The sequence below is a fragment of the Arthrobacter sp. BGA-UO-ETr-C19 genome, from assembly GCF_059568005.1.
The window spans coordinates 86,129-106,591 of record NZ_JCAQPC010000005.1 but is presented as its reverse complement, the minus strand read 5'-3'; the positions used below and the strand labels follow the sequence as shown (position 1 = coordinate 106,591).

Genomic DNA, 20,463 nt, shown 5'->3' with positions numbered 1-20,463 from the left:
GCTGGGACTGGAGGGCGGGCAGTCAGCCCACTGTGGAGTAGGCGACGACGCCCCGCCTGATCAGCTTGATGGCCTCGGCGCAGAGCCGGGCCAGCCGGGGGTCCAGGCCGGGAATCTTGGCCAGCTGGTCCAGCAGGTCGATCACCTGCTTCACCCACCGGACGAAGTCGCCGGCGGCCAGGTCCGTGCCGCTGAGCACTTCCTGCAGATGGCGGCCGCGGGCCCACTTGTACATGGGCCAGATCAGTCCCAGTTCGGGTTCGCCGGTGAGGGGGAGCTTGTTCTGTTCCTCCACGTCCTCCAGCGCAGACCACTCGCGGACCACGATATCGACGGCGGTCTCCAGGGAAACGCTGGGCATGCGGGGCCGCAAGCCGCGATCCTCACGTTTGGCCTGGTACACCAGCACGCTGGCGAATGCAGCCACCTCCACCGCGTCGAGGTCATCGAACGCGCCCTGCCGCAGGGCCTGCGAAATCAGCAAGTCCTTTTCGCCGTAGATCCGGCGCAGCCGCTGGCCGTCGGTGCTGATGCGGTGCTGTCCGTCCCCGGTGGACTCGAGGTATCCGTAGGCCGACAGGACATCGCAGACCCGGTCGAACGTCTTGGCAATGGTGTTGGTGCGGCCCTGGATCTGGCGGACCAGGCCGTCGGTTTCCTTGCGCAGCTTCCACCAGCGTTCTGACCATCTGGCGTGGTCCTCGCGTTCGCTGCAGCCGTGGCACGGGTGGGCCCGCAAGGCACGCCGCAGGTCGGCGATCTTCTTTTCCTGGTTCTGCAGGGCGGAGCCAAGCCCGAAGTCGGTGTTGCGGCTGCTCCCCCTGGCCGGGGGGCGGTTCTCCCGCAGCGCGTTCCGGACCGACGAGGCCAGGTCCCGCCGCGACTTGGGAACCTTCGCGTTGAATGACTTGGGGATCCTGATCCGGGTCAGCGGCGCAATGGGGCCCTCCAGGTCGTCGACGCCGATCCGGCGCAGCTGGCTTTCCAGCGTCAGGACCGCTGGCCTTGGCTCGCGGGAGCTGTGGTCCGAGCTGAGCACCACGGCGAATCCGGGGGCCCTGCCTGCCGGAACATCCACAACGTCGCCCGGCAGGAGACGGCTCAGGGAGTCCTCGTTGAGTGATTTGCGGGCCCGTGATTTGCTCCGCGAACTGAAATTCTCGGCGTCGGAAAGTTCCCGCCGCAGCCGGGCGTACTCGGTGAAATCGCCAAGATGGCACGTCATGGATTTTGCGTAGCCGGCCAGCGACTCTTCGCGGCTGCGGACCTGCCGCGCCAGCCCGACCACCGACCGGTCAGCCTGGAACTGGGCGAAGGAGGACTCCAGGATTTCCCTGGCCCTGGGCCGGCCGAACTGGGCGAGCAGGTTGATGCTCATGTTGTACGTGGGCTGGAAGCTGGAATTCAGCGGATACGTCCGGCGGGAGGCCAGGCCGGCTACCGCGGCAGGGTCCGTCCCCGGCTGCCACAGGACCACGGCATGGCCTTCGACGTCGATGCCGCGCCGGCCCGCCCTGCCGGTGAGCTGGGTGTACTCCCCTGCCGTGATGTCCACGTGGGCTTCGCCGTTGAACTTGTCCAGCTTCTCCAGCACCACTGAACGGGCCGGCATGTTGACGCCGAGGGCCAGCGTCTCGGTAGCAAAGACCGCCTTCACGAGGCCGTCGGCAAAGAGCTTTTCGACCACTTCCTTGAACGTGGGAAGCATGCCGGCATGGTGGGCAGCGATGCCGCGCAGCAGCCCGTCACGCCAGTTCCAGAAGCCCAGCACCTCAAGGTCGTCGGACGGGATGTCCTGGCCGGCCTCGTCCACCCGCTGGGCGATGATTTGCTGCTCCCGCTCCGTGGTGAGCCAGAGCCCGGACGCCACGCACTGGGCGACGGCGGCGTCACAGCCGGCCCGGGAAAAGATGAAGGTGATGGCGGGCAGCAGGTCCTGCCGGTCAAGGCTGGCGATGACCTGCGGCCGGCTGGCCCGCCGCACAGCGGTCCGGGTCTCCTGCTGGGGTTTGTCGCCATAGCGCTGGCGCTGCTGCCGCCGCTGGCTCCGGCCGCCGTGGCCGAAGCGGCCCTGGAAGTTGAGCTGGCTTTCAGCCCTCGAAAGGGTCAGCAGTTCCGGGTTGACCTCGAAACCGCGCTGGCCGGCGTCGGCAGGTGTTGGCGCCAGGGGCAGGGCAGCGGCCGCTGCGGGGCTGCCCGCGGGGGCGATTTCGTCAAAGGTGGTCTCGCCGGCGAAAAGATCCACAATGTCCCGGCCCACCATGACGTGCTGCCAGAGCGGCACGGGACGGTGTTCGGAGACGATCACGTCGGTATCGCCGCGGACCGTGTCCAGCCAGGCGCCGAACTCCTCGGCGTTGGAGACTGTGGCGCTGAGTGACGCGACCTGCACCTCGCTGGGCAGGTGGATGATGACTTCCTCCCAGACGGCACCCCGGAAGCGGTCGGCCAGGTAGTGGACCTCGTCCATGACCACAAAGCCCAGGTCGAACAGGGTGTCGGAGTCGGCGTACAGCATGTTCCGCAGGACCTCGGTGGTCATCACCACCACGGGCGCGTCGCCGTTGATGCTGGTGTCGCCGGTCAGGAGCCCGACGTTCTCCTCGCCGTACTTCTCCGTCAGCTCGGTGAATTTCTGGTTGCTGAGCGCCTTGATGGGCGTCGTGTAGAAGGCTTTCAGTCCGCGCTGCAGCGCCAGGTAGACGGCGAACTCACCAACGATGGTCTTGCCGGCTCCGGTGGGCGCGGCCACAAGGACCCCGCGGCCTTCCTGGAGCGACTTGCACGCCTGCCGCTGGAAGTCATCCAGTTCAAAGCTGAGGGTGCGGGCGAATGCACCCAGGTGGGTCTTTGCTTCCGCGGCCCGTTCGGCGCTGGCGCGGTACCGTTCGGAAGGCGACGGAGTGGTGGTGGACATGCCTCAAGCCTAGCGGGGGCGCACCTAGAGATTCTTCAGCTCACTGCTCGGAGTCGCGATATCGGCTGTGGCCTCGGTCTCAGCGGCCCGCTTCTCTGCCCGGCGGGCACGTCGGCGGTCGTTCAGGACGCACAGGCCGATGGCCACGAAGAAGAGCAGGAGCATGGGACCGGCAAGGTAGAACATGCTCATTGCGTCGCCGCCGGGCGCGGCCATGGCGGCGAACAGGCAGACAAGGAACACGGTGATGCGCCAGCTCTTGATGAGCTGCTCTCCGCGGAGGAGTCCGGCGAGGTTCAGCCCCACCAGGACCACAGGGAGCAGGAAGGCAATGCCGAAGGCGAGCAGCAGCCGCAGCACGAAGGACAGGTAGACCTGCGCGCTGATGAAGTTGGACCCGCCGGAGGGCGTGAAGTCGGTGAGTACGCGGACGGCATTAGGCAGGACAAGCCATGCCATTGTTACGCCGCCCACGAAGAGCGGCACCGCGGCCGCCACGAAGGACAGCGCCAGCCGGCGCTCCTTCTTGTGAAGGCCGGGGACGATGAACGCCCACAGCTGGTACAGCCAGACCGGGCTGGCCAGAATGACGCCCAGGAAGACGGACACCTGGATCATGAGGTCGAAGGAGCTCGCCACGCCGTCGAAGTTGAGGGACGCCTGCCTGCCCTGGCTTTCGTTGAGGTCCCGGATCGGTTTGATCAGGGCCGCGAGCATGGGCTGGTAGACCATGAAGCCCGCAACGGTGGCGAGCACAACGGCAATGGCGGACTTGAACAGTCTGTTCCTGAGTTCGCGCAGATGGTCCAGCAGAGCCATCCGTCCCTCAGGATTGGAGCGACGACTCATGGTTAGTGCCACGTGATCTTAGGCGCGGTTGGGAGGCGGAACGTCGTTTCCGTCGGCAGGACGGTTATCCGTCGTGGAGGAACGCGGGTGGTTGACGACGGTGCCTTCGACGGGATCTGAGCCGTCCTTGGCTTCCGGGGCGCCGTCCTTCTTCATTTCGCGGACTTCCGACTTGAAAATGCGCATCGACTGGCCGAGGCTCCGGGCCATGCCGGGCAGCTTCGGTGCCGCGAAGAGCACCAAAGCCAAGACGATGATGATGATGAGATGCCAGCCTTCAAGCCTCATGGTGGGTGTTCCTTTCGTTTAGTAACATCCTACGTTTATCTGAATTCGATGTCGCGCAGCGACTGGGGCTGGCCCCGTTCGGTCTTCCGGCGGACCCTGCGCTGGCGCCGGGCTTCCCTGCGGGCCTCTTTGGATGCGTGGTAATCATGGCGCATCTGGTGTGGCGAGGCAAAAGGGGCGCTTCCTGGTGCAACCCCGGCGACGTCGGAATCAGCTGCAGCCGCCGGGACGCCTGCGGACGCCGCGGCGGGAACCGGAAGGCGGGTGAGTTTGTCCCCGGCTTCACCGAGCTCCTTGACCGTCGCCATGAACTGGCGGAACAGGCGGACACCCATGAGAACGAAGAACAGCAGGGACAGCGACACAAGTGCCACCCAAATAAGGATCCAGGACCACCAAGGCATGCTGAGTAGTCTAGCTGGCGTACTGGCTAGCCGTTGTACTGGCTATCCGTTGTATTGGGCCAGGGCGGCTTGGATCCAGTCCCGCGAGGCGCGGGCAAGCGCCTCCGGTTCCAGGATCCGTGCCGTTCCGCCGTGCTGGGCCACAAACATGGGCAGCCATGCCGTGTTGCCGAACCGGATATCGGCCACCAGGCCGCCGTCCGGAAGCGGCGCGGTCCGCTCGGCATAATAGTCGTCCGCGAGGCCGGCACCGCGGGCGGTGAGCTGCACGGTGACCAGGGTGTCGTCGTCGTTGGGGGTGAACAGCTTTGCCGGGAACCCGCCGTCGGGCTTTATCCCGGAGGAGACCGGCTTGCCGGTCGGGGTAAGCGCCTCGATCCGGTCCAGCCGGAAGTTCCGGAGGCCGGCCGCCGAATGGCAGTAGGCCTCGAAGTACCAGGTGTTGTCCATGGAATAGAGCCGGAGCGGATCCACGTCCCGCTCCGACAGGGTGTCCTTCTGCGCGGAAAGGTAGACAAGGTGCAGCTGGGACCCTGATTCAATCGCGTCGCGGATGACCTCGAGGTTGGCTGAGTTGCCGGGCCCGACCTCCGGCCCGGACAGGGCAGCGGCACGGAGCCCCTCCTCCCCCGCCGCTGCCATCAGCTTGAGTGTCACTGATTCCAGGGCACTGCCCTCGGCCAGCTCCGGCAGGCCGTTGAGGGTCTCGAGGCCAGTGAGCAGCGCGCAGGCCTCGTCCACGGTGAATCGGACGGGCCGGTTCAGCTCCATGGACTGGCTGATGAAAACGTGTCCTTCCTCCCACTGGATGTCCAACAGCTCGTCCGGGTACCCCTGCGGCAGCCCGGAGCAGATCAGGATCAGCAGATCACCCTCGAGTTCTTGCCGGGTCACCCCGAACCTGTCGGCGACCTCCTCGATGGGCAGGCCCTGGTTGCGGACCAGGAACGGGACCAGCTGCAGCATCCTCTTGAGCTGGTCTTCCGACGTGCGCTTGCGGGTGCGCTTTCCCGTCCCGGCATGACCGAATGAATAAGCCGGCGCCGGAGCGTCGACGAAGGCGGCGGCATTCGCCAGGCGGCGCTGCACGGCAGCGGACAGGTCCGCGGGCGCCACCACCCTGACGTTCGGCCCGTAGGAGGCCAGTTCCTCTCCAAGCACCTCAGCGTCACGGTAGGGAACGGAAAGGCGGTCCCAGCCGGCGTCGGCGTCTGTGCCCGTGTTGGCCTCTGCATGTGCGTCCTCGGACGCAGCGGCCCCGGCGGCACGCTTCCGCAGTCCCAGCAGCTTGCCGCTGCGGACATCCACGACGGCGGTGCTGACCGGAAGCTCCGGAAGGCTGTTCAGCTGGGCGCGGACGTTGAAGCCGGCGGGCGGCGTGAAGGCCTCCCTCTCTAGAATTGTGACGGCGGAGGTGAAGCGCGACAGCCGGAAGAAGCGCTTGGCGCTCCGGCCCCGGTCAAAGCCGACGAGGTACCACTGGCCGAAGCGGCTGCCCAGGCCCCACGGTTCAACGACGCGTTCCTCTTCGCGGCCCGTGCTGCCGGCCAGGTAGAGGAAGCGGACAGCGTGCTGGGCGTGCATGGCAGCCACCAGGTCCTCGAACGCCTGGCCCGCCGGTTTGATGCGCGGCTGCACCCCGGCCGGAAGCTCGACGTCGGCCAGGCCGCCCGCTGCCTGCAGCTTGCGGAGGGCGTTGCTTGCCGCCGTTCCCAGCGCCGCCTGCTCCCAGAGCTGCGAAGCCAGCAGCAGGACCGTCCATTCGTCCGGGGTCAGTTCCACATCCGGCAGGCGGTTGGATTCCTTGCCGATCCGGTACCTGGTGGTGCCGGGATCGTCCGAACTCCAGCCCAGGTCTGTGACCGTTTCGACGTCGAAGCCGAAGTCGCGAAGGTCGTTCTTGTCACGTTCGAACATGCGGCCAAAGGCGGCGTCGCTGGCCGCGCCGCCGGCATAGATTTTCTCCCGCAGCTCACTGCGCCGCAGGCCGTACCGCGAGTTCAGCAGGGCAATCAGGAGGTTCAGCAGGCGTTCAGTTCGTTGGGCGGACACCCTCGTTAGGTTACTAAAGCCCTTCCGGCAAAATCGCGAAAGCGCGGCAACAATCCGGAAAATCCTTCCGATTGTTACCGCGCTTCCGCAGTACAGCGGCCCGCGGGTGGGCCCACGCGCGCCGGGTTCCCTGTCCGAACTTGTGATGACAGGCGGCGGTGGGTGGGCCCACGCGCGCCGGGTTCCCCGTCCGAACTTGTGAGGACAGGGGGCGCGTGGGGACTAGCGGACGCCCACCAGGTCCACGACGAAGATGAGTGCCTCGTTCGGGCCGATGGCTCCGCCGGCACCGCGCGAGCCGTAAGCCAGCTCGGAGGGGATCTCAAGGCGGCGGCGTCCGCCGACCTTCATGCCGAGCAGTCCCTGGTCCCAGCCTTGGATGACCTGGCCGACGCCGACTCGGAAGTCCAGCGGGGCACCGCGGCCCCATGAGGCGTCGAACTCTTCGCCGGTGGACCAGGCCACGCCGACGTAGTGCGTGGAGACGGTGTCGCCTGCCTTGGCCTCGGGACCGTCGCCCTCAATGATGTCCGTGATGACGAGTTCCGTGGGCACCGGGCCTTCGGGGAAGTCGATTTCCGGCTTTTCACGGTCGAGCTTGCGCTGGCCAAATGACATGGTTGCTCCTTCTGTTTGTGGGAACTTGGGTATTCGGGTTGGTACTTTTACTTGGCACCCAGGATGTCGACGACGAACACGAGGTCGCCCTTGGCGTCACCCTGGCCGGAGTCGCCGTAGGCGAGATCCTTGGGGATGACGAGCAGGACGCGCGAGCCGACCGTCTTTCCGGCCAGGCCCTGGGTCCAGCCCTTGATGACCTGGTTCAGCGCGAAGGATGCCGGCTTCTTGCGGTCAAAGCTGGAGTCGAACTTCTTGCCGCTGGCCAGGGCCACACCGACGTAGTTCACGGTCAGGGTGTCCGTGGCCTTGACGGCTGTGCCCTTGCCCTTGATCAGGTCCTGGGCGATGAGCTTCTTCGGGGCTGCGACGCCCTTGACCGAGATCTCCGGGACGCCGTCCTTCTCGGTGACGGTGGGCAGGCCGGCGGGCGGGGTGACCGGATCGCCTTCAGGCTTGTCGAGGACCTTCGGGGCTTCCTTGGCCGAGAGCACCTTGATGATCAGGAGCTGGGTCGGCTGGGCAGCGGCACCTTGTGCAGCGGCCTTGCCCGGGATGGCGAGGGCGAGCTGGGAGCCCACCTTGGCGCCGACAAACGCGTTGTAGACGATCGCGCTGCCGGTCTTGAGTTCATCGTTCAGTTCAAGGGGCTCGGGATCGCGGGGGAAGCTGTCGTCCAGCGTGGAGCCGTCCTTGGCATTGAGGGCAAGAACGGAAATCTCGGCGATCTGGTTGGCCTTCACGCGGTCCCCGCCGCCTTCGGTGACAACCTTGACGGTGGGTTCGGCAACCTCGAGGGGCTTGGTGAACTCGACGCCCGGGGCTTTTTTGTCCCCCTTGTCCGTCAGCTTGAGCGAGTCGAGCTTGGCGGTCTCACCCGCGGACTGGCTGGTCGGTTCCGGGGCTGCGGGCTCCTGGCCACCGCAGGCGGTCAGGAGCAGCAGCGCGGGAAGAAGGATTGCTAGTAGTCGGCGCACGTAAGAACTTTCGTCGGGGCAAGATGGATGCCTGCCGGGATGTTGGACACGGCAAGGCAGTCAGGACCGCAGAACGGCCTCTTCCAGAGTAACGCGGAAAGCTGGGTATCAGCCCATAGATTCCAGAAGGGCATCCACCCGCTCGTCCTCGTTGCGGAACGGGTCCTTGCACAGAATGGTCTGGTGCGCGCGGTCGTTGAGCTTCAGATGGACCCAGTCCACGGTGTAGTCACGGCCCAGCTCCTGCGCCTTGCGGACGAAGTCGCCACGCAGCTTGGCCCGTGTGGTCTGCGGCGGGGCATCCACGGCGTCCTTGATGGCCGTTTCCTCCGTCACCCGGCGGACTGCCCCGCGCGACTGCAGCAGGTAGTACAGGCCGCGGGAGCGGGAGATGTCGTGGTAGGTGAGGTCCAGCTGCGCGATCCGGGGGGCGTCCAGGCCCAGGCCGTGGCGCCTGCGGTAGCTGTCCATCAGCTTTTTCTTGATCGCCCAGTCGATTTCGGTGTCGATGGTGCTGGAGTCGCCGCTTTCGATGGCGCGCAGCGTCCGCCCCCACAGGTCCAGAATCAGCGGGACGTGCGGGTTGTGGGCTCCGTTCTCCTCGACAAACGCCGTGACTTTGCTCAGGTACTCCTGCTGGATCTCCAGCGCTGTGAGCTGGCGGCCGTTGGCGAGCCGGACAAGCGCGCGGCCGCTCAGGTCATGGGAGATCTCCCGGATGCTGCGGATGGGATTTTCCATCCGCATGTCCCGCATGATCACTCCCGCCTCGATCATCCGCAGGATAAGGTCCACGGTGCCCACCTTGAGCAGCGCCGTGGTCTCGGACATGTTGGAGTCCCCTACGATCACATGCAGGCGGCGGTAGAACTCGGCATCGGCATGCGGCTCGTCGCGGGTGTTGATGATGGGCCGCGAACGGGTGGTAGCGGAGGACACGCCCTCCCAGATGTGGTCAGCCCGCTGCGAAAACGCGTAGGTGGCTCCGTGCGGCGTCTTCAGGATCTTGCCGGCACCGGCAATGAGCTGGCGCGTGACGAGGAACGGGATGAGGATCTCGGCCAGCCGGGTGAACTCGCCGCGGCGGGGAATGAGGTAGTTCTCGTGGCTGCCGTAGGAGTTGCCCGCAGAGTCAGTGTTGTTCTTGAACAGGTACACCGTACCGTTGAAGCCCTCGGCAGCCAGCCTGGACTGGGCCTCGTCCACGAGGTCGTCCAGGATGAGCTCCCCGGCGCGGTCATGTGCAATCAGCTGGGCGAGGTCGTCGCATTCTGCCGTTGCATATTCCGGATGCGAGCCCACGTCAAGGTACAGGCGGGACCCGTTGGTGAGGAACACGTTGGAGGACCGTCCCCAGCTGACCACCTTGCGGAACAGGTAGCGGGCCACTTCCTCCGGGGCGAGGGGGCGGGAGTCCGGGCTCGAATAGGAAATCCCGAATTCGGTTTCAATGCCGAAGATCCTCTTGTCCATGTCAGCTCTCCTCAGCCAGCAGTTCCACAACGTCTTGGTCGGACAATCTGCGGAAAGCCCTCCGCGTCCCCCTGTTGCTTTCCGAACTGCGGTCCAGCACCGCCACTTCCAGGGCCTTGGCCGGCAGGTCGGGTGCCTCGTTGTCCGTCACGAGTCCCCTGACGGCGAGCCGGATCGCCGCCGCGAACGGGAGGTCGCGCTGCCAGCCGCCCTCGATCGCCCCGGACACCTTGTCCGCCTGGCCGCCCATCACAATGAAGTTGTGCTCGTCCGCGATCGAGCCGTCGAACGTGAGGCGGTAGAGGTGGTCGAGGTCCTGGCTGGCTCCGACTTCGGCCACGGCCAGTTCCACCTCGAACGGCTTCTGCTCCGCGGTGAAGACGGCGCCCAGGCTCTGGGCGTAGACGCTGGCCAGTCCCCTGGCCGTGACGTCCTCGCGGTCGTAGGAGTAGCCGCGGACGTCGGCGTAACGCACCCCGGCCTGGCGGAGGCTCTCAAACTCGTTGTACTTCCCGACGGCGGCGAAGGCGATCTTGTCGTAGATCTCGCCGATCTTATGCAGCGACGGGGACGGGTTCTCCGCCACCAGCGCAATCCCGTCCTCGCAGCTGATCACGATCACGGACCGGCCCCGGGCGATGCCTTTCCGTGCGAAATCCGCACGGTCCTTCATCAGCTGTTCGGGAGAGACATAGAACTGCTGTGTCATATCAGGCCTCCCTGCGGGCAGCTGCCCTGGACTCGATGATGTTTCCGGCCATGGCTGCGAGTTCCCGTTCAGATACCCGCCGGGCTCCGGCCCGGTTGACGGCGTACACCACGGGCCAGAGTTGCCGCACGGGGTCGGGGCCGCCGGTGGCGGAGTCGTCGTCGGCTGCGTCGTACAGGGATTCGACGGCTACTGAGATCGCTTCGTCCTCGGGCAGGTTGGGCCGCCAGAGTTTCTTAAGGGCGCCACGGGCGAACATTGATCCGGAGCCCACGGCATGGTGTTCCTGTTCCTCATAGCGGCCGCCGGTCACGTCATAGGAGAAGAGCCTGCCTACCCCGGCGGCAGTGTCGAAGCCTGCGAACAGCGGGACAACGGCGAGGCCCTGCAGCGCCATCGGCAGGTTGCCCCGGATCATGGCCCCGAGCCGGTTTGCCTTGCCGTCCAGGCTCAGGAGGGTGCCCTCGATCTTCTCGTAGTGCTCGAGCTCCACCTGGAACAGCCGCGTCAGGTCGATTGCGATGCCCGCGGTGCCGGCGATTCCGAGGACTGAATACTGGTCGGCGGGAAAGACTTTTTCGATGTGCCGGCTGGCAATGATGTTGCCCATGGTGGCCCGGCGGTCGCCGGCCATGACAATGCCGCCGGCGTAGGTCATGGCCACGATGGTGGTGGCGTGGGGCACGGCGAGGGGCTGGCCGGCGGGCGTGCCCGCCGCAAACGGTGCGTATTGGGGAAGCAGTTCCGGACGGTCGCGTTGGAGATGCTCAGTGAACGACGACGTCGCGTGGGCGGCTACCTTGTTGGCTGTTGTCTCCTGCACTGGTGCACTCCTTCAACGTGATACTTCAGCGGCTGTCCGGTACCTCTGGCCTCCGTGCCCGGTGCGGGTGGTGTCGCTGCCGGTCTACTGGCCGCCCTTTTGCACGAATGCCCGGACGAATTCCTCCGCGTTGGACTCCAGGACGCCGTCGATCTCGTCGAGGAGATCGTCAACACCCTGCGTCGAGGCGGATGCCTGTCCTTCTGCGGGCGCCGGCGGTACGGGGACCTCTTCCTCGACCTCGGTGTCGCGTGGCTGCGGCTGCTGCTGCTCCTGGCCTGCCATGTCCTTCTCCTTCATCCAGTCCCCCATTACGGAGGGACATCCTGTATGCCCATATTGCCATGCAAAGGGCCTTTGCGGGGTGCTTTATGCCTGTGGCGGAGGCGGTGCAGATCCGAGGAGTTCCGCAAGGAACGGTCCCGCCTCGCGATGCCTGGCGAACAGCCCGCCCGTAAGCGCTTTCGTGCCGCGCAGCGGTTCCCGGGTGGGCACGCGCTGCAGCCTTCCGTAACCCGGCACGTCGAAGATCACCGAGTCCCAGCTGGCACCCACCACGTCCTTGCTGAAGCTGCTGACGCAGCGTCCGCGGAAGTACGCGCGGGTGTCCGACGGCGGTTCCGTCACCGCTGCTGCGATGTCGGCGTCGTCCACGATCCGCTGCATCCGGTTCCGGGACAGCAGGCGGTAGTAGAGCCCCTTCTCGGGCCGGAGGTCAGCCCACTGCAGGTCCACCAGGCCAAGCCGGGCGTCATCCCACTGGAGTCCGTCGCGTTGCCGGTAGCCCTCCAGGATGGACAGCTTGGCCAGCCACTCCACCGAGGTAGCGGCGGCGGCCCTGTCGTTGTCCAGCTGGGTGAGGGTGGTTGCCCACCGCTCCAGCACGGCATGGGTGTGGCCGTCGCCGTCAACGGCGTCCGAGACACCCGTGTCCTGGGCGAGCTTGGCTGCGGCCTCGTGGTACATCCACTGCAGGTCCAGGGCCGTCACCCGGCGGCCGTCCATCAGCCTGACCTTGGTGGTGAGGGTGGTGTCATGGCTGATGGCCTGCAGTGCGGCCACGGGCTCGTGGACCTCGATGCGGGGCGCGAGGCCCGCCTCTATCAGACTCAGCACCATGGCTGTGGTTCCGAACTTCAGGTAGTTGGAAACCTGGCTCAGGTTGGCGTCACCGATGATGACGTGCAGCCGCCGGTACTTGTCTGCCGTTGCATGGGGCTCGTCGCGGGTGTTGATAATGGGGCGCCGGATGGTGGTCTCGAGTCCCACTTCCGCCTCGAAGAAGTCGGCCCGCTGGCTGACCTGGTAGCCAGGCCGGGAGCTGTCCTGGCCCATGCCCACCCGCCCCGAGCCGCAGATGATCTGCCGCGACACGAAGAACGGGGTCAGCCCGCGGACAATGTCGCCGAACGGCACCGACCGGGGCATCAGGTAGTTTTCGTGCGACCCGTAGGACACGGACTTGTTGTCGGTGTTGTTCTTGTAGAGGTTGACGGCGGGAAGTTCCGTGTCGCTGGCCAGCCTGCGGACCGCGGCAAGGCCCACCAGGTCCCCGGCCGCGTCCCAGGCCACTGCCGCGGCGGGGTTGGTGACCTCCGGGCTGGAGTACTCGGGGTGGGCGTGGTCCACGTAGAGCCGTGCCCCGTTGCCGAGCACCATGTTCATCAGCAGCGAGCCCGATTCGTCCTCGCCGTCGAGCTCAAGCTCTTCCCGGCCGTAGGCAAGCGCCACGGCCTCGGCGTCCAGCACGGGCGGCTGGTCCGTCAGCTGGCTCGGGTGGGCCTGGCCGCGTTCGAGCGTCCAGCCGCGGGCGTCGTGCAGCGGCTCCTCGTCCGTGTAGTCCCAGCGGGTTTCGGCGCCGCCGGCGGCCCGGAGCCGGGTGACCTGGGCGTAGGCCTGGACCACCCGGGCGGACATCATCGTGGCGTTGGCGCCCGGTGCGGCCGGCGCGTGAATCCCGTATTCGGTTTCCGAGCCCATGACCCGCATGGCGCCGCCGGCCGGCAGGCCACCTCCCAGCGCTGATTCGGAGCCGGCCGTCACAGGTACTGGCCCGTGTTGGGCATGGTCTCGATGGATTTGCCGGGCTCCTGGCCGGCCTTGCCCTGGACGATGGTGCGGATGTACGTGATGCGCTCACCCTTCTTGCCGGAGATGCGTGCCCAGTCATCGGGGTTGGTGGTGTTGGGCATGTCCTCGTGCTCGCGGAACTCATCGACGACGGCACGCAGCAGGTGGTCGATGCGCAGGCCCTTCTGCTGCGTGGTCAGGAGGTCCTTGATGGCGTACTTCTTGGCACGGTCCACGACGTTCTGGACCACGGCCCCGGAGTTGAAGTCCTTGAAGTACAGCATCTCGGTGTCGCCGTTGGCATACGTGACTTCCAGGAACTCATTGGACTTTTCGGTGGAGTACATCGACTCCACGGTGCGCTGGACCATGGCATCGACAGTGGCCTGGATGTCGCCGTCGTGCTCCACCAGGTCATCCTCGTGGAACGGCAGGTCGGGGGTGATGTACTTCCGGAAGATGTCCGCCGCGGCTTCGGCGTCGGGACGCTGGATCTTGACCTTCACGTCGAGGCGCCCGGGGCGCAGGATGGCGGGGTCGATCATGTCCTCGCGGTTGGAGGCACCGATGACAATCACGTTGTCCAGCCGCTCCACGCCGTCGATCTCACTCAGCAGCTGCGGCACAATCGTGGTTTCGACGTCGGAGGAGATGCCGGTGCCGCGGGTGCGGAAGAGCGAATCCATCTCGTCGAAAAAGACCACTACGGGGCTGCCGTCCGACGCCTTTTCGCGGGCCCGGGAGAAGATCAGCCGGATGTGGCGTTCGGTTTCGCCGACGTACTTGTCGAGGAGTTCGGGACCCTTGATGTTGAGGAAGTAGCTCTTCAGGTCAATGTTGCCCGAGCGTTCCGCGGCACGCGCGGCAAGGGAGTTTGCCACGGCCTTGGCGATGAGGGTCTTGCCGCAGCCCGGAGGGCCGTAGAGCAGGATGCCCTTGGGCGCCTTAAGCCCGTGTTCGCGGTACAGGTCCGGATGCAGGAACGGCAGCTCGATGGCGTCCCGGATCTGTTCGATCTGCGGGCCGAGGCCGCCGATGTCCTCGTAGGTGATGTCCGGGACTTCCTCCAGGACGAGGTTCTCGACCTCGGACCGCGGGACCTTTTCGAGGGCGTACCCGGTGCGGGAATCGATGGACAGGGCATCGCCTACGCGCAGCTTCTCGCTCAGCAGCGGGCCGGCGAGCCGGATGACGCGTTCCTCGTCGGCACGGCCGAGCACCAGGGCCCGGTCAGGGCCGAGCATCTCCTTGAGCGTGACGAGTTCGCCCGCGCGCTCGTAACCGAGGCCGGCCACCACCAGGAGAGCCTCGTTGAGGAGGACCTCCTGGCCGACCGCCAGCTGGTTGATGTTGACCAGTGGGCTGATGCCAACCCGCATTTTGCGCCCGGCGTTGAAGATGTCCACCGATTCCTCGGTGGCCGCCTGGCCGCTGCCGGCAGCCTGCCGGCGCGGATTCAGCTGGAGGACGGTGCCGAAGCTGTACGGCGGCTGCCCCTCCTGGTCCAGGGCGTTCTTCAGCCGGAGTATTTCGGCCTTGGCAGTTTCCAGCATTGCCACGAGCTTGGTGTTGTTCTGTGTGGCAGCTGCCAGCTGGCGGTCGATATGCCTCAGTTTGTCCCTGAGGATATTGACCTGCCGGTCCGCGACAGACAGTTCGTTGGCGCCAGCCTGCTCAGCCGGCGTAGGCACGGAGTCCTTGTTTGGCGTCTCCATGATGCATCAGCCCCTTCCTGCGCTCTTCTTAAGACGATAGCCCCAAGTTGGCTGGTAGAGCCGACGACATCCGAAATACGGACTAGTTTGTGATCTCCGGATCGTCCTTCACGTTGGTGCCCGCGATCGCGTCCCGCGCCGCCCGGCGCAGCTTTTTGTCCGAGACCAGGCGTTCCCCCACGGCGCCCGGTGTCCAGGCGTTGACGTCCTCTTCGTTGAACTCGGTCTTGGACGGACGCCGCTTAACGGAGATGCCGGTGACGCCGTCGGCGAGCCGCCGGGTGACCAGCAGGAAGCCGGTGTGGGCGACCATGCGGTGGTCGGGGCGCACGGCGAGTCCTTCGAGGTGCCAGCCGCGGACCATGGATTCCCAGGCGTCCGGTTCGGTGAAGCGGCCGTCGGCGCGGATAGCTTCGGCCGTGCGGGAGAGCTGGGTGACGGTGGCGACGTAATTGATCCAGACGCCGCCGGGGGCCAGGACCGTGGCCACAGCGTCGAGGCATTCCCAGGGCGCCAGCATGTCCAGGACCACGCGGTCGACGGACCCGGGCTCTTCGGCGCGGACCACTTCCTCCTGGAAGTCCCCGAGGGAGATCTGCCAGGCGGGGTGCGGGCCGCCGAAGATGGTCTCGACGTTGCCGCGGGCGATGGCGGCGAATTCCTCGCGGCGTTCGAAGGAATGCAGGTAGCCCTGGTCCCCCACCGCCCGCAGCAGTGAGATGGAGAGTGCACCTGAGCCCACGCCTGCCTCCACCACGCGGGCACCCGGGAAGATGTCAGCCATGGTGATGATCTGGCCGGCGTCCTTGGGGTAGACCACGGCGGCGCCGCGGGGCATGGAGAGGACAAAGTCGGACAGCAGCGGGCGGAGCGTCTGGTACTGCTGGCCGACGTTGTTAACCACCACCGAGCCGTCCACCTTGCCGATGATGTCATCGTGGTTGAGGAAACCGCGGTGGGTGTGGAAAGCTCCGCCGGCCTCAAGGCTGATGGTGTTCATGCGCCCGCGTTCGTCGGTCAGCTGAACCCGTTCGCCTTCGCGGAAGGGGCCGCGCCGCCGGGCAGCGCCGACCGGCTGGTCCGCCGTCCCGGCTGCAGTGCCGGAGGAAAGGCCCGTGCTGGTTCCGTTGGCGGCAGATTCGCTGCTCATGACTGTGTCCTCGCTCCTGTGAAAGCTGTCTTGGCGTGCACCGTGGCGGTCCGGCAGGGCGCCGTGCACCTGCTGCCGATTTCACGACCGGCACGTAACTCTACCGGTTCTGGCCGCGACGGCGCGTGTTTAGCGGGGGGCCTTGCCTGTTATGGCCGTCACCACGGTGGACTGCCGCAGCAGGCCGGTGACCCGGCCGTTGTGGTCGACCACCGCGTAGTCGTGTCCTTCGAGCTGCGCCAGGTACTGGAGCAGCTCCTGGCCTTTGGACCATTCCGGCACGTAGGCGCCGGCGCCGAGCGGGTAGGCGACCGCTCCGGCGGGGGTGGTGCCGGCCACGGCGGCAGGCACCGCGGCCAGGGCCGCGGGATCCACCACGCTGTTGGGCCTGCCGTCCGGAGCGCAGAGCACGACGGCGGTCCGGCCGCCTGCCGACACGCGCAGGACGTCGCTGACGCTCACCGTTTCGGAAAGGCCGACGGCGGGTTCGGCCAGCGCGGCCGCGCTCACCAGATGGAGCCGGCTGCGCAAGCGGCCCTGCTGGATTGACGCCGACGCGCCCATCCAGAGGAAGCCGCCGACCAGGATAGTGATGAGCAGCATGCTGGTGTCCGGGACGTCTCCGCTGAGCAGCGGCCGGACAACGAAATACAGCCCCAGGGCGATGACGATGATCCGCCCGCCCCAGCCGGCGGCGACGGTGCCCTTGGCGTGGCTGCCGGTGGCCTTCCAGACCGCGGATTCCACCAGGCGGCCGCCGTCCAGCGGCAGCCCGGGCAGCACGTTGAAGATGCCGATCACGAGGTTCGCCCAGAAGAAGATGTTCAGAAGGGTGTCCGCCACGCCGGACAGGCCGCCCGCGGAGATCACCAGCCACGCTGCGCCTGCGAGCACGAAGTTGGCGGCGGGCCCGGCCAGGGCCACCAGCACGGACCGTCCGGGGGTGGCGGTGAAGCTTTCAAACTGGGTGTGGCCGCCCCAGAGGTTGAGCACGATTTTCTCGCTGGGCCAGCCATAGATCTTGGCCGTCAGCGCGTGCGCCAGCTCATGGACGAGCACCGACAGCAGGAGCAGGACCGCGTAGGCGAATGCCACGTAGTACGCCCCGATCCCCAGCGAGGGGGTGCCGTGCTGCAGCACCGGTCCGTACACGATCACCGTGAACGCGGCGATGATGAACCAGGAGTAGGCCAGGATGATGGGAATGCCGGCGATCCTGCCGAGCGGGATGCCCTCGCGCCGGCTGTTCTTGGTCTGCACACTCGGGGGCTGCTGACCGGATCCCGCGGGATCAGACACGTTCCGGCTCCTTAGTTAACGTTTTCGAAGGTTGCCGCCGGTTCGCGCGAGCCGAGGCGGAGCCTCACCAGCTCCTCGAGTTCGGCCACGCTGCGGTCCGCGAGGGTATCCCACGTGGTCCTGCGGGCGTCGTCCGGCAGCGGCACGATATGCGGAATGGCAACGGTCACGGCGCCCGATGCCACGGCAGCGGCAACGCCCGGCGCCGAGTCCTCGAGCGCCACGCAGTGGTCGACGGTGAGCTCAGGGTCCTGCTGCTTCAGCAGGTCCACAGCCTTGAGATAAGCCTCCGGGTGCGGTTTGCCCTGGGTTACCGTGTCGCCGGTAACAAGGAACTCGAAGTAGGGCCGGGGAAGGCTCGCCACAATTTCGCGGGCCAGCGGTGCCTCTGACATGGTCACAAGGGCACAACGTACGCCGGCGCTGAAAAGTTCATCCAGCAGCTCCCGCGCCCCCGGCCGCCATGGCACGTTTTCCCGGACGCGGCTGATCACCTGGGCGGTGAGCGTGTCGATGATCTCGCGGATCTCCAGGCGCACGCCGGCGCGCTGGAGGATGCCGGCCGAGTGGACCAGTGATTGCCCCACGAGCTGCATGGCCTGCTCGTGCGACCACGTCCCCCCGTGGGCCTCGACAAGGTTGTGTTCGGCTTCGATCCAGTACGGTTCCGTGTCAACGATGGTGCCGTCCATGTCCCATAAAACGGCTTTGAGCAAGGGCTGAGTGGCGGCAGGTTCCATGCTTTCCACTGTACCGGGCCGCCCGGTGGCGCCCTGCAGCGGGCCCCCGACATACGCCGTCGGCGAATTTCCCCGTCCCTGCGCGGCGGGGATGGGGTTTGTCCGGATCTGCGGCGGTTCGTTCTATGCAACAGCAACACTTGTGGACGTAGGGTGAAGGGATGAATAGCTTCGACGGAGACACCAACGAACCGGGCACCGCGCCTGAGACGGAGCAGCTGCTGCAGCCTGTTCCCGAGGGTCAGCGCATTACTGTGATGCTGGCTGCGTTCGAGGGCTGGAATGACGCGGGGGAAGCCGCCAGCGATGCGCTCCGTTACCTGAACAAGCTGTGGGGCGGGAAGAAGGTCGCGTCCATCGACGCCGACGAATATTACGACTTCCAGTTCACCCGGCCCACCGTCCGGCGCACGGCCTCCGGCGAACGCAAGATCAAGTGGCCGTCCACGCGGATCTACAAGGCCAGCGCCCCCGGCACCAACGTCGATGTGATTTTCATCCAGGGCACGGAACCGTCCTACAAGTGGCGCGCGTATACGGCGGAACTGCTGGTTCACGCCGAAGCGCTTCATGTGGATTACGTGGTCCTCGTGGGTGCACTGCTGGCGGACGTGCCGCACAGCCGCCCCATCCCGGTCAGCACGTCCACCGACGACGGGGCGCTGCGGGAACGGCTCAACCTCGAAGCCTCGCAGTATGAAGGGCCCGTGGGGATCGTCGGCGTGCTGTCCGAGGTATCGCTGCTCGCCGGCATCCCCACCGTCTCGCTCTGGGCCGCCGTGCCGCACTACGTCGCGCAGGCCCCGTCACCCAAGGCGCAGCTGGCGCTCCTGCACCGCATCGAGGAACTCCTCCAGGTTCCGCTGGACACCCATGAACTGGCCGAGGAGGCCGAGGCATGGGAGCGCGGCGTCAACGAACTGGCCACCGAGGATCCCGAAATTGCTGCCTATGTGCGGCAGCTGGAGGAGGCGAAGGACACCGCCGACCTGCCCGAGGCCAGCGGTGAATCCATTGCGCGCGAGTTTGAGCGCTACCTGAAGCGGCGGGGCAAGGACAAGCCCTAACGTTCCGCCGGGGCGTTACAGTTCGACGCCGAGAAGGGCGTTGACGGCGTCGCGCACCAGTGCCTGGTCTGCTTCGGACACGCTGCCCGTATTATCAGGCGCTGTGTTGTTAAGGGCAGAGTCTGTCCACCGGTCCACGGCGGCCAGCGCTGCCGGGGCGTCCAGGTCGTCAGCCAGGGCCGAGCGCATCTGCCTGATGAGTTCCTCACCTGATCCGGCCGGCGCCGCGGCCACGGCCGAGCGCCACCGTTCGAGGCGGGCCTTGGCCTGCTCGAAGCCTTCCGCCGTCCAGGACCAGTCGGAGCGGTAGTGGTGCGCAAGGATGGCCAGGCGGATGGCGGCGGGTTCTTCGCCCGCAGCGCGAAGCTTGGAGACCAGGACCAGGTTGCCCTTGGACTTGGACATCTTCTCGCCGTCCAACCCCACCATGCCGGCGTGGGCGAAATGCTCGGCGAGGGGAACCCCGGACAGCGAGTAGGCGTGTCCGGCACCCATCTCGTGGTGCGGGAAAATCAGGTCCGAGCCGCCGCCCTGCACGGTGAAGGGCGCGGGCAGGTACTTCTGGGCGATCACGGTGCACTCGATGTGCCAGCCCGGCCGGCCCTCCCCCAGTTCACCGCCAGGCCAGCTGGGCTCGCCGTCACGGGCCACGCGCCACAGCAGTGGATCGAGGGCCTGGCGCTTGCCTGCCCGGCCGGGGTCGCCGCCCCGTTCGGCAAACAGCTCCAGCATCTCGGCTTCCGGCAGTCCGGAGACCGCGCCGAGGCTCCAGGCATCCACGCCGACGGCGTGCTTGCTGGCGGCCTCGACGTCGTAGTAGACGTCGCCGTCGGGCTCTCCCGGGGTGCCGCTAACTCGGTAGGCCAGTCCCTGGTGCAGGAGCCGCTCGATGGCTGGGACGATCAGCGGCATGGCTTCGACGGCGCCGACGTAATGATCGGGGGCGATGACGTTGAGGGCTTCCATGTCCGTGCGGAAGAGCTCGATCTGGCTGGCCGCCAGTTCGCGCCAGTCGACGCCGGTGGCGTCGGCGCGCTCCAGCAGCGGGTCATCGACGTCGGTGACGTTCTGGACGTACGCAACCTGCTGGCCGCCGTCGCGCCAGGCGCGGTTCAGCAGGTCGAACGCGACGTAGCTGGCGGCGTGACCCATGTGGGTCGCGTCATACGGGGTGATTCCGCAGACATACATCGACTTTTCGCCATCGGCGTTCAGGGTTACAGCGCGGCCTGCGGTTGTGTCAAACAAGCGGAGCGCGGGCATTTCCCCCGGCAGTACAGGCACGGGGCGGGAGATCCAGGACTTCACAGAC

18 protein-coding genes are annotated in these 20,463 nt (G+C 66.6%); 1 reads left to right on the top strand and 17 read right to left on the bottom strand.

What is annotated here, in order from left to right; translation table 11 throughout:
* Positions 1–22: 22 nt before the first annotated feature.
* From AC57BR_RS00870 to AC57BR_RS00795, 16 genes are all read right to left on the bottom strand, one after another.
* Entirely contained in the window at positions 23–2,917 is a 2,895-nt protein-coding gene (locus tag AC57BR_RS00870) for a DEAD/DEAH box helicase (protein ID WP_496357902.1), read from the bottom strand.
* Between the two features lie 24 nt (positions 2,918–2,941).
* Positions 2,942–3,736 carry a twin-arginine translocase subunit TatC gene (gene tatC, locus AC57BR_RS00865; protein ID WP_496357934.1) on the bottom strand — a complete coding sequence of 265 codons (795 nt, stop codon included), beginning with the start codon at positions 3,734–3,736 and terminating at the stop codon, positions 2,942–2,944.
* 48 nt (positions 3,737–3,784) lie between these two features.
* Entirely contained in the window at positions 3,785–4,054 is a 270-nt protein-coding gene (tatA, locus tag AC57BR_RS00860; protein WP_494021288.1) for a Sec-independent protein translocase subunit TatA, read from the bottom strand.
* A gap of 35 nt (positions 4,055–4,089) precedes the next feature.
* A complete protein-coding gene (locus AC57BR_RS00855) occupies positions 4,090–4,458 on the bottom strand; it encodes a hypothetical protein (protein ID WP_496357901.1) in 369 nt (122 codons plus the stop codon).
* A gap of 42 nt (positions 4,459–4,500) precedes the next feature.
* Positions 4,501–6,510: a helix-turn-helix transcriptional regulator gene (locus AC57BR_RS00850; protein WP_496357900.1), complete on the bottom strand. Its 2,010-nt coding sequence runs from the start codon at positions 6,508–6,510 to the stop codon at positions 4,501–4,503.
* Between the two features lie 222 nt (positions 6,511–6,732).
* Positions 6,733–7,128 (bottom strand): FKBP-type peptidyl-prolyl cis-trans isomerase, encoded by a 396-nt coding sequence (locus AC57BR_RS00845; RefSeq protein ID WP_307102959.1) that lies wholly within the window; start codon positions 7,126–7,128, stop codon positions 6,733–6,735.
* Between the two features lie 47 nt (positions 7,129–7,175).
* Positions 7,176–8,105, bottom strand: a complete 930-nt coding sequence (locus AC57BR_RS00840) for an FKBP-type peptidyl-prolyl cis-trans isomerase (RefSeq protein ID WP_496357899.1) — start codon at positions 8,103–8,105, stop codon at positions 7,176–7,178.
* A 108-nt stretch (positions 8,106–8,213) separates the two neighbouring features.
* Positions 8,214–9,578 carry a Pup--protein ligase gene (gene pafA, locus AC57BR_RS00835; RefSeq protein WP_496357898.1) on the bottom strand — a complete coding sequence of 455 codons (1,365 nt, stop codon included), beginning with the start codon at positions 9,576–9,578 and terminating at the stop codon, positions 8,214–8,216.
* Position 9,579: 1 nt separating this feature from the next.
* Entirely contained in the window at positions 9,580–10,287 is a 708-nt protein-coding gene (gene prcA / locus AC57BR_RS00830; RefSeq protein ID WP_496357897.1) for a proteasome subunit alpha, read from the bottom strand.
* Between the two features lies 1 nt (position 10,288).
* Positions 10,289–11,110 (bottom strand): proteasome subunit beta, encoded by an 822-nt coding sequence (gene prcB / locus AC57BR_RS00825; RefSeq protein ID WP_496357896.1) that lies wholly within the window; start codon positions 11,108–11,110, stop codon positions 10,289–10,291.
* A gap of 84 nt (positions 11,111–11,194) precedes the next feature.
* Positions 11,195–11,395, bottom strand: coding sequence for a ubiquitin-like protein Pup (locus AC57BR_RS00820; RefSeq protein ID WP_076802936.1), 201 nt, complete (start codon positions 11,393–11,395; stop codon positions 11,195–11,197).
* 84 nt (positions 11,396–11,479) lie between these two features.
* The gene (gene dop / locus AC57BR_RS00815; RefSeq protein WP_496357933.1) at positions 11,480–13,099 is read right to left on the bottom strand and encodes a depupylase/deamidase Dop; all 1,620 of its coding nucleotides are present in this window, start codon (positions 13,097–13,099) and stop codon (positions 11,480–11,482) included.
* A gap of 50 nt (positions 13,100–13,149) precedes the next feature.
* Positions 13,150–14,895 (bottom strand): proteasome ATPase, encoded by a 1,746-nt coding sequence (gene arc, locus AC57BR_RS00810; RefSeq protein ID WP_496357895.1) that lies wholly within the window; start codon positions 14,893–14,895, stop codon positions 13,150–13,152.
* Between the two features lie 82 nt (positions 14,896–14,977).
* Complete coding sequence (locus tag AC57BR_RS00805; RefSeq protein WP_496357894.1) at positions 14,978–16,045, bottom strand: tRNA (adenine-N1)-methyltransferase; 1,068 nt, start codon at positions 16,043–16,045, stop codon at positions 14,978–14,980.
* Positions 16,046–16,174: 129 nt separating this feature from the next.
* A complete protein-coding gene (locus tag AC57BR_RS00800; RefSeq protein WP_496357893.1) occupies positions 16,175–17,344 on the bottom strand; it encodes a site-2 protease family protein in 1,170 nt (389 codons plus the stop codon).
* A gap of 11 nt (positions 17,345–17,355) precedes the next feature.
* Complete coding sequence (locus AC57BR_RS00795) at positions 17,356–18,084, bottom strand: HAD family hydrolase (protein ID WP_496357892.1); 729 nt, start codon at positions 18,082–18,084, stop codon at positions 17,356–17,358.
* A 161-nt stretch (positions 18,085–18,245) separates the two neighbouring features.
* Between AC57BR_RS00795 and AC57BR_RS00790 the strand changes: the two genes are divergently transcribed.
* Positions 18,246–19,151 carry a PAC2 family protein gene (locus tag AC57BR_RS00790; RefSeq protein ID WP_003802259.1) on the top strand — a complete coding sequence of 302 codons (906 nt, stop codon included), beginning with the start codon at positions 18,246–18,248 and terminating at the stop codon, positions 19,149–19,151.
* A 15-nt stretch (positions 19,152–19,166) separates the two neighbouring features.
* Here the strand turns inward: AC57BR_RS00790 and mshC are convergent, their stop codons facing one another.
* Positions 19,167–20,459, bottom strand: a complete 1,293-nt coding sequence (gene mshC, locus AC57BR_RS00785) for a cysteine--1-D-myo-inosityl 2-amino-2-deoxy-alpha-D-glucopyranoside ligase (RefSeq protein WP_496357891.1) — start codon at positions 20,457–20,459, stop codon at positions 19,167–19,169.
* Positions 20,460–20,463: the final 4 nt, after the last annotated feature.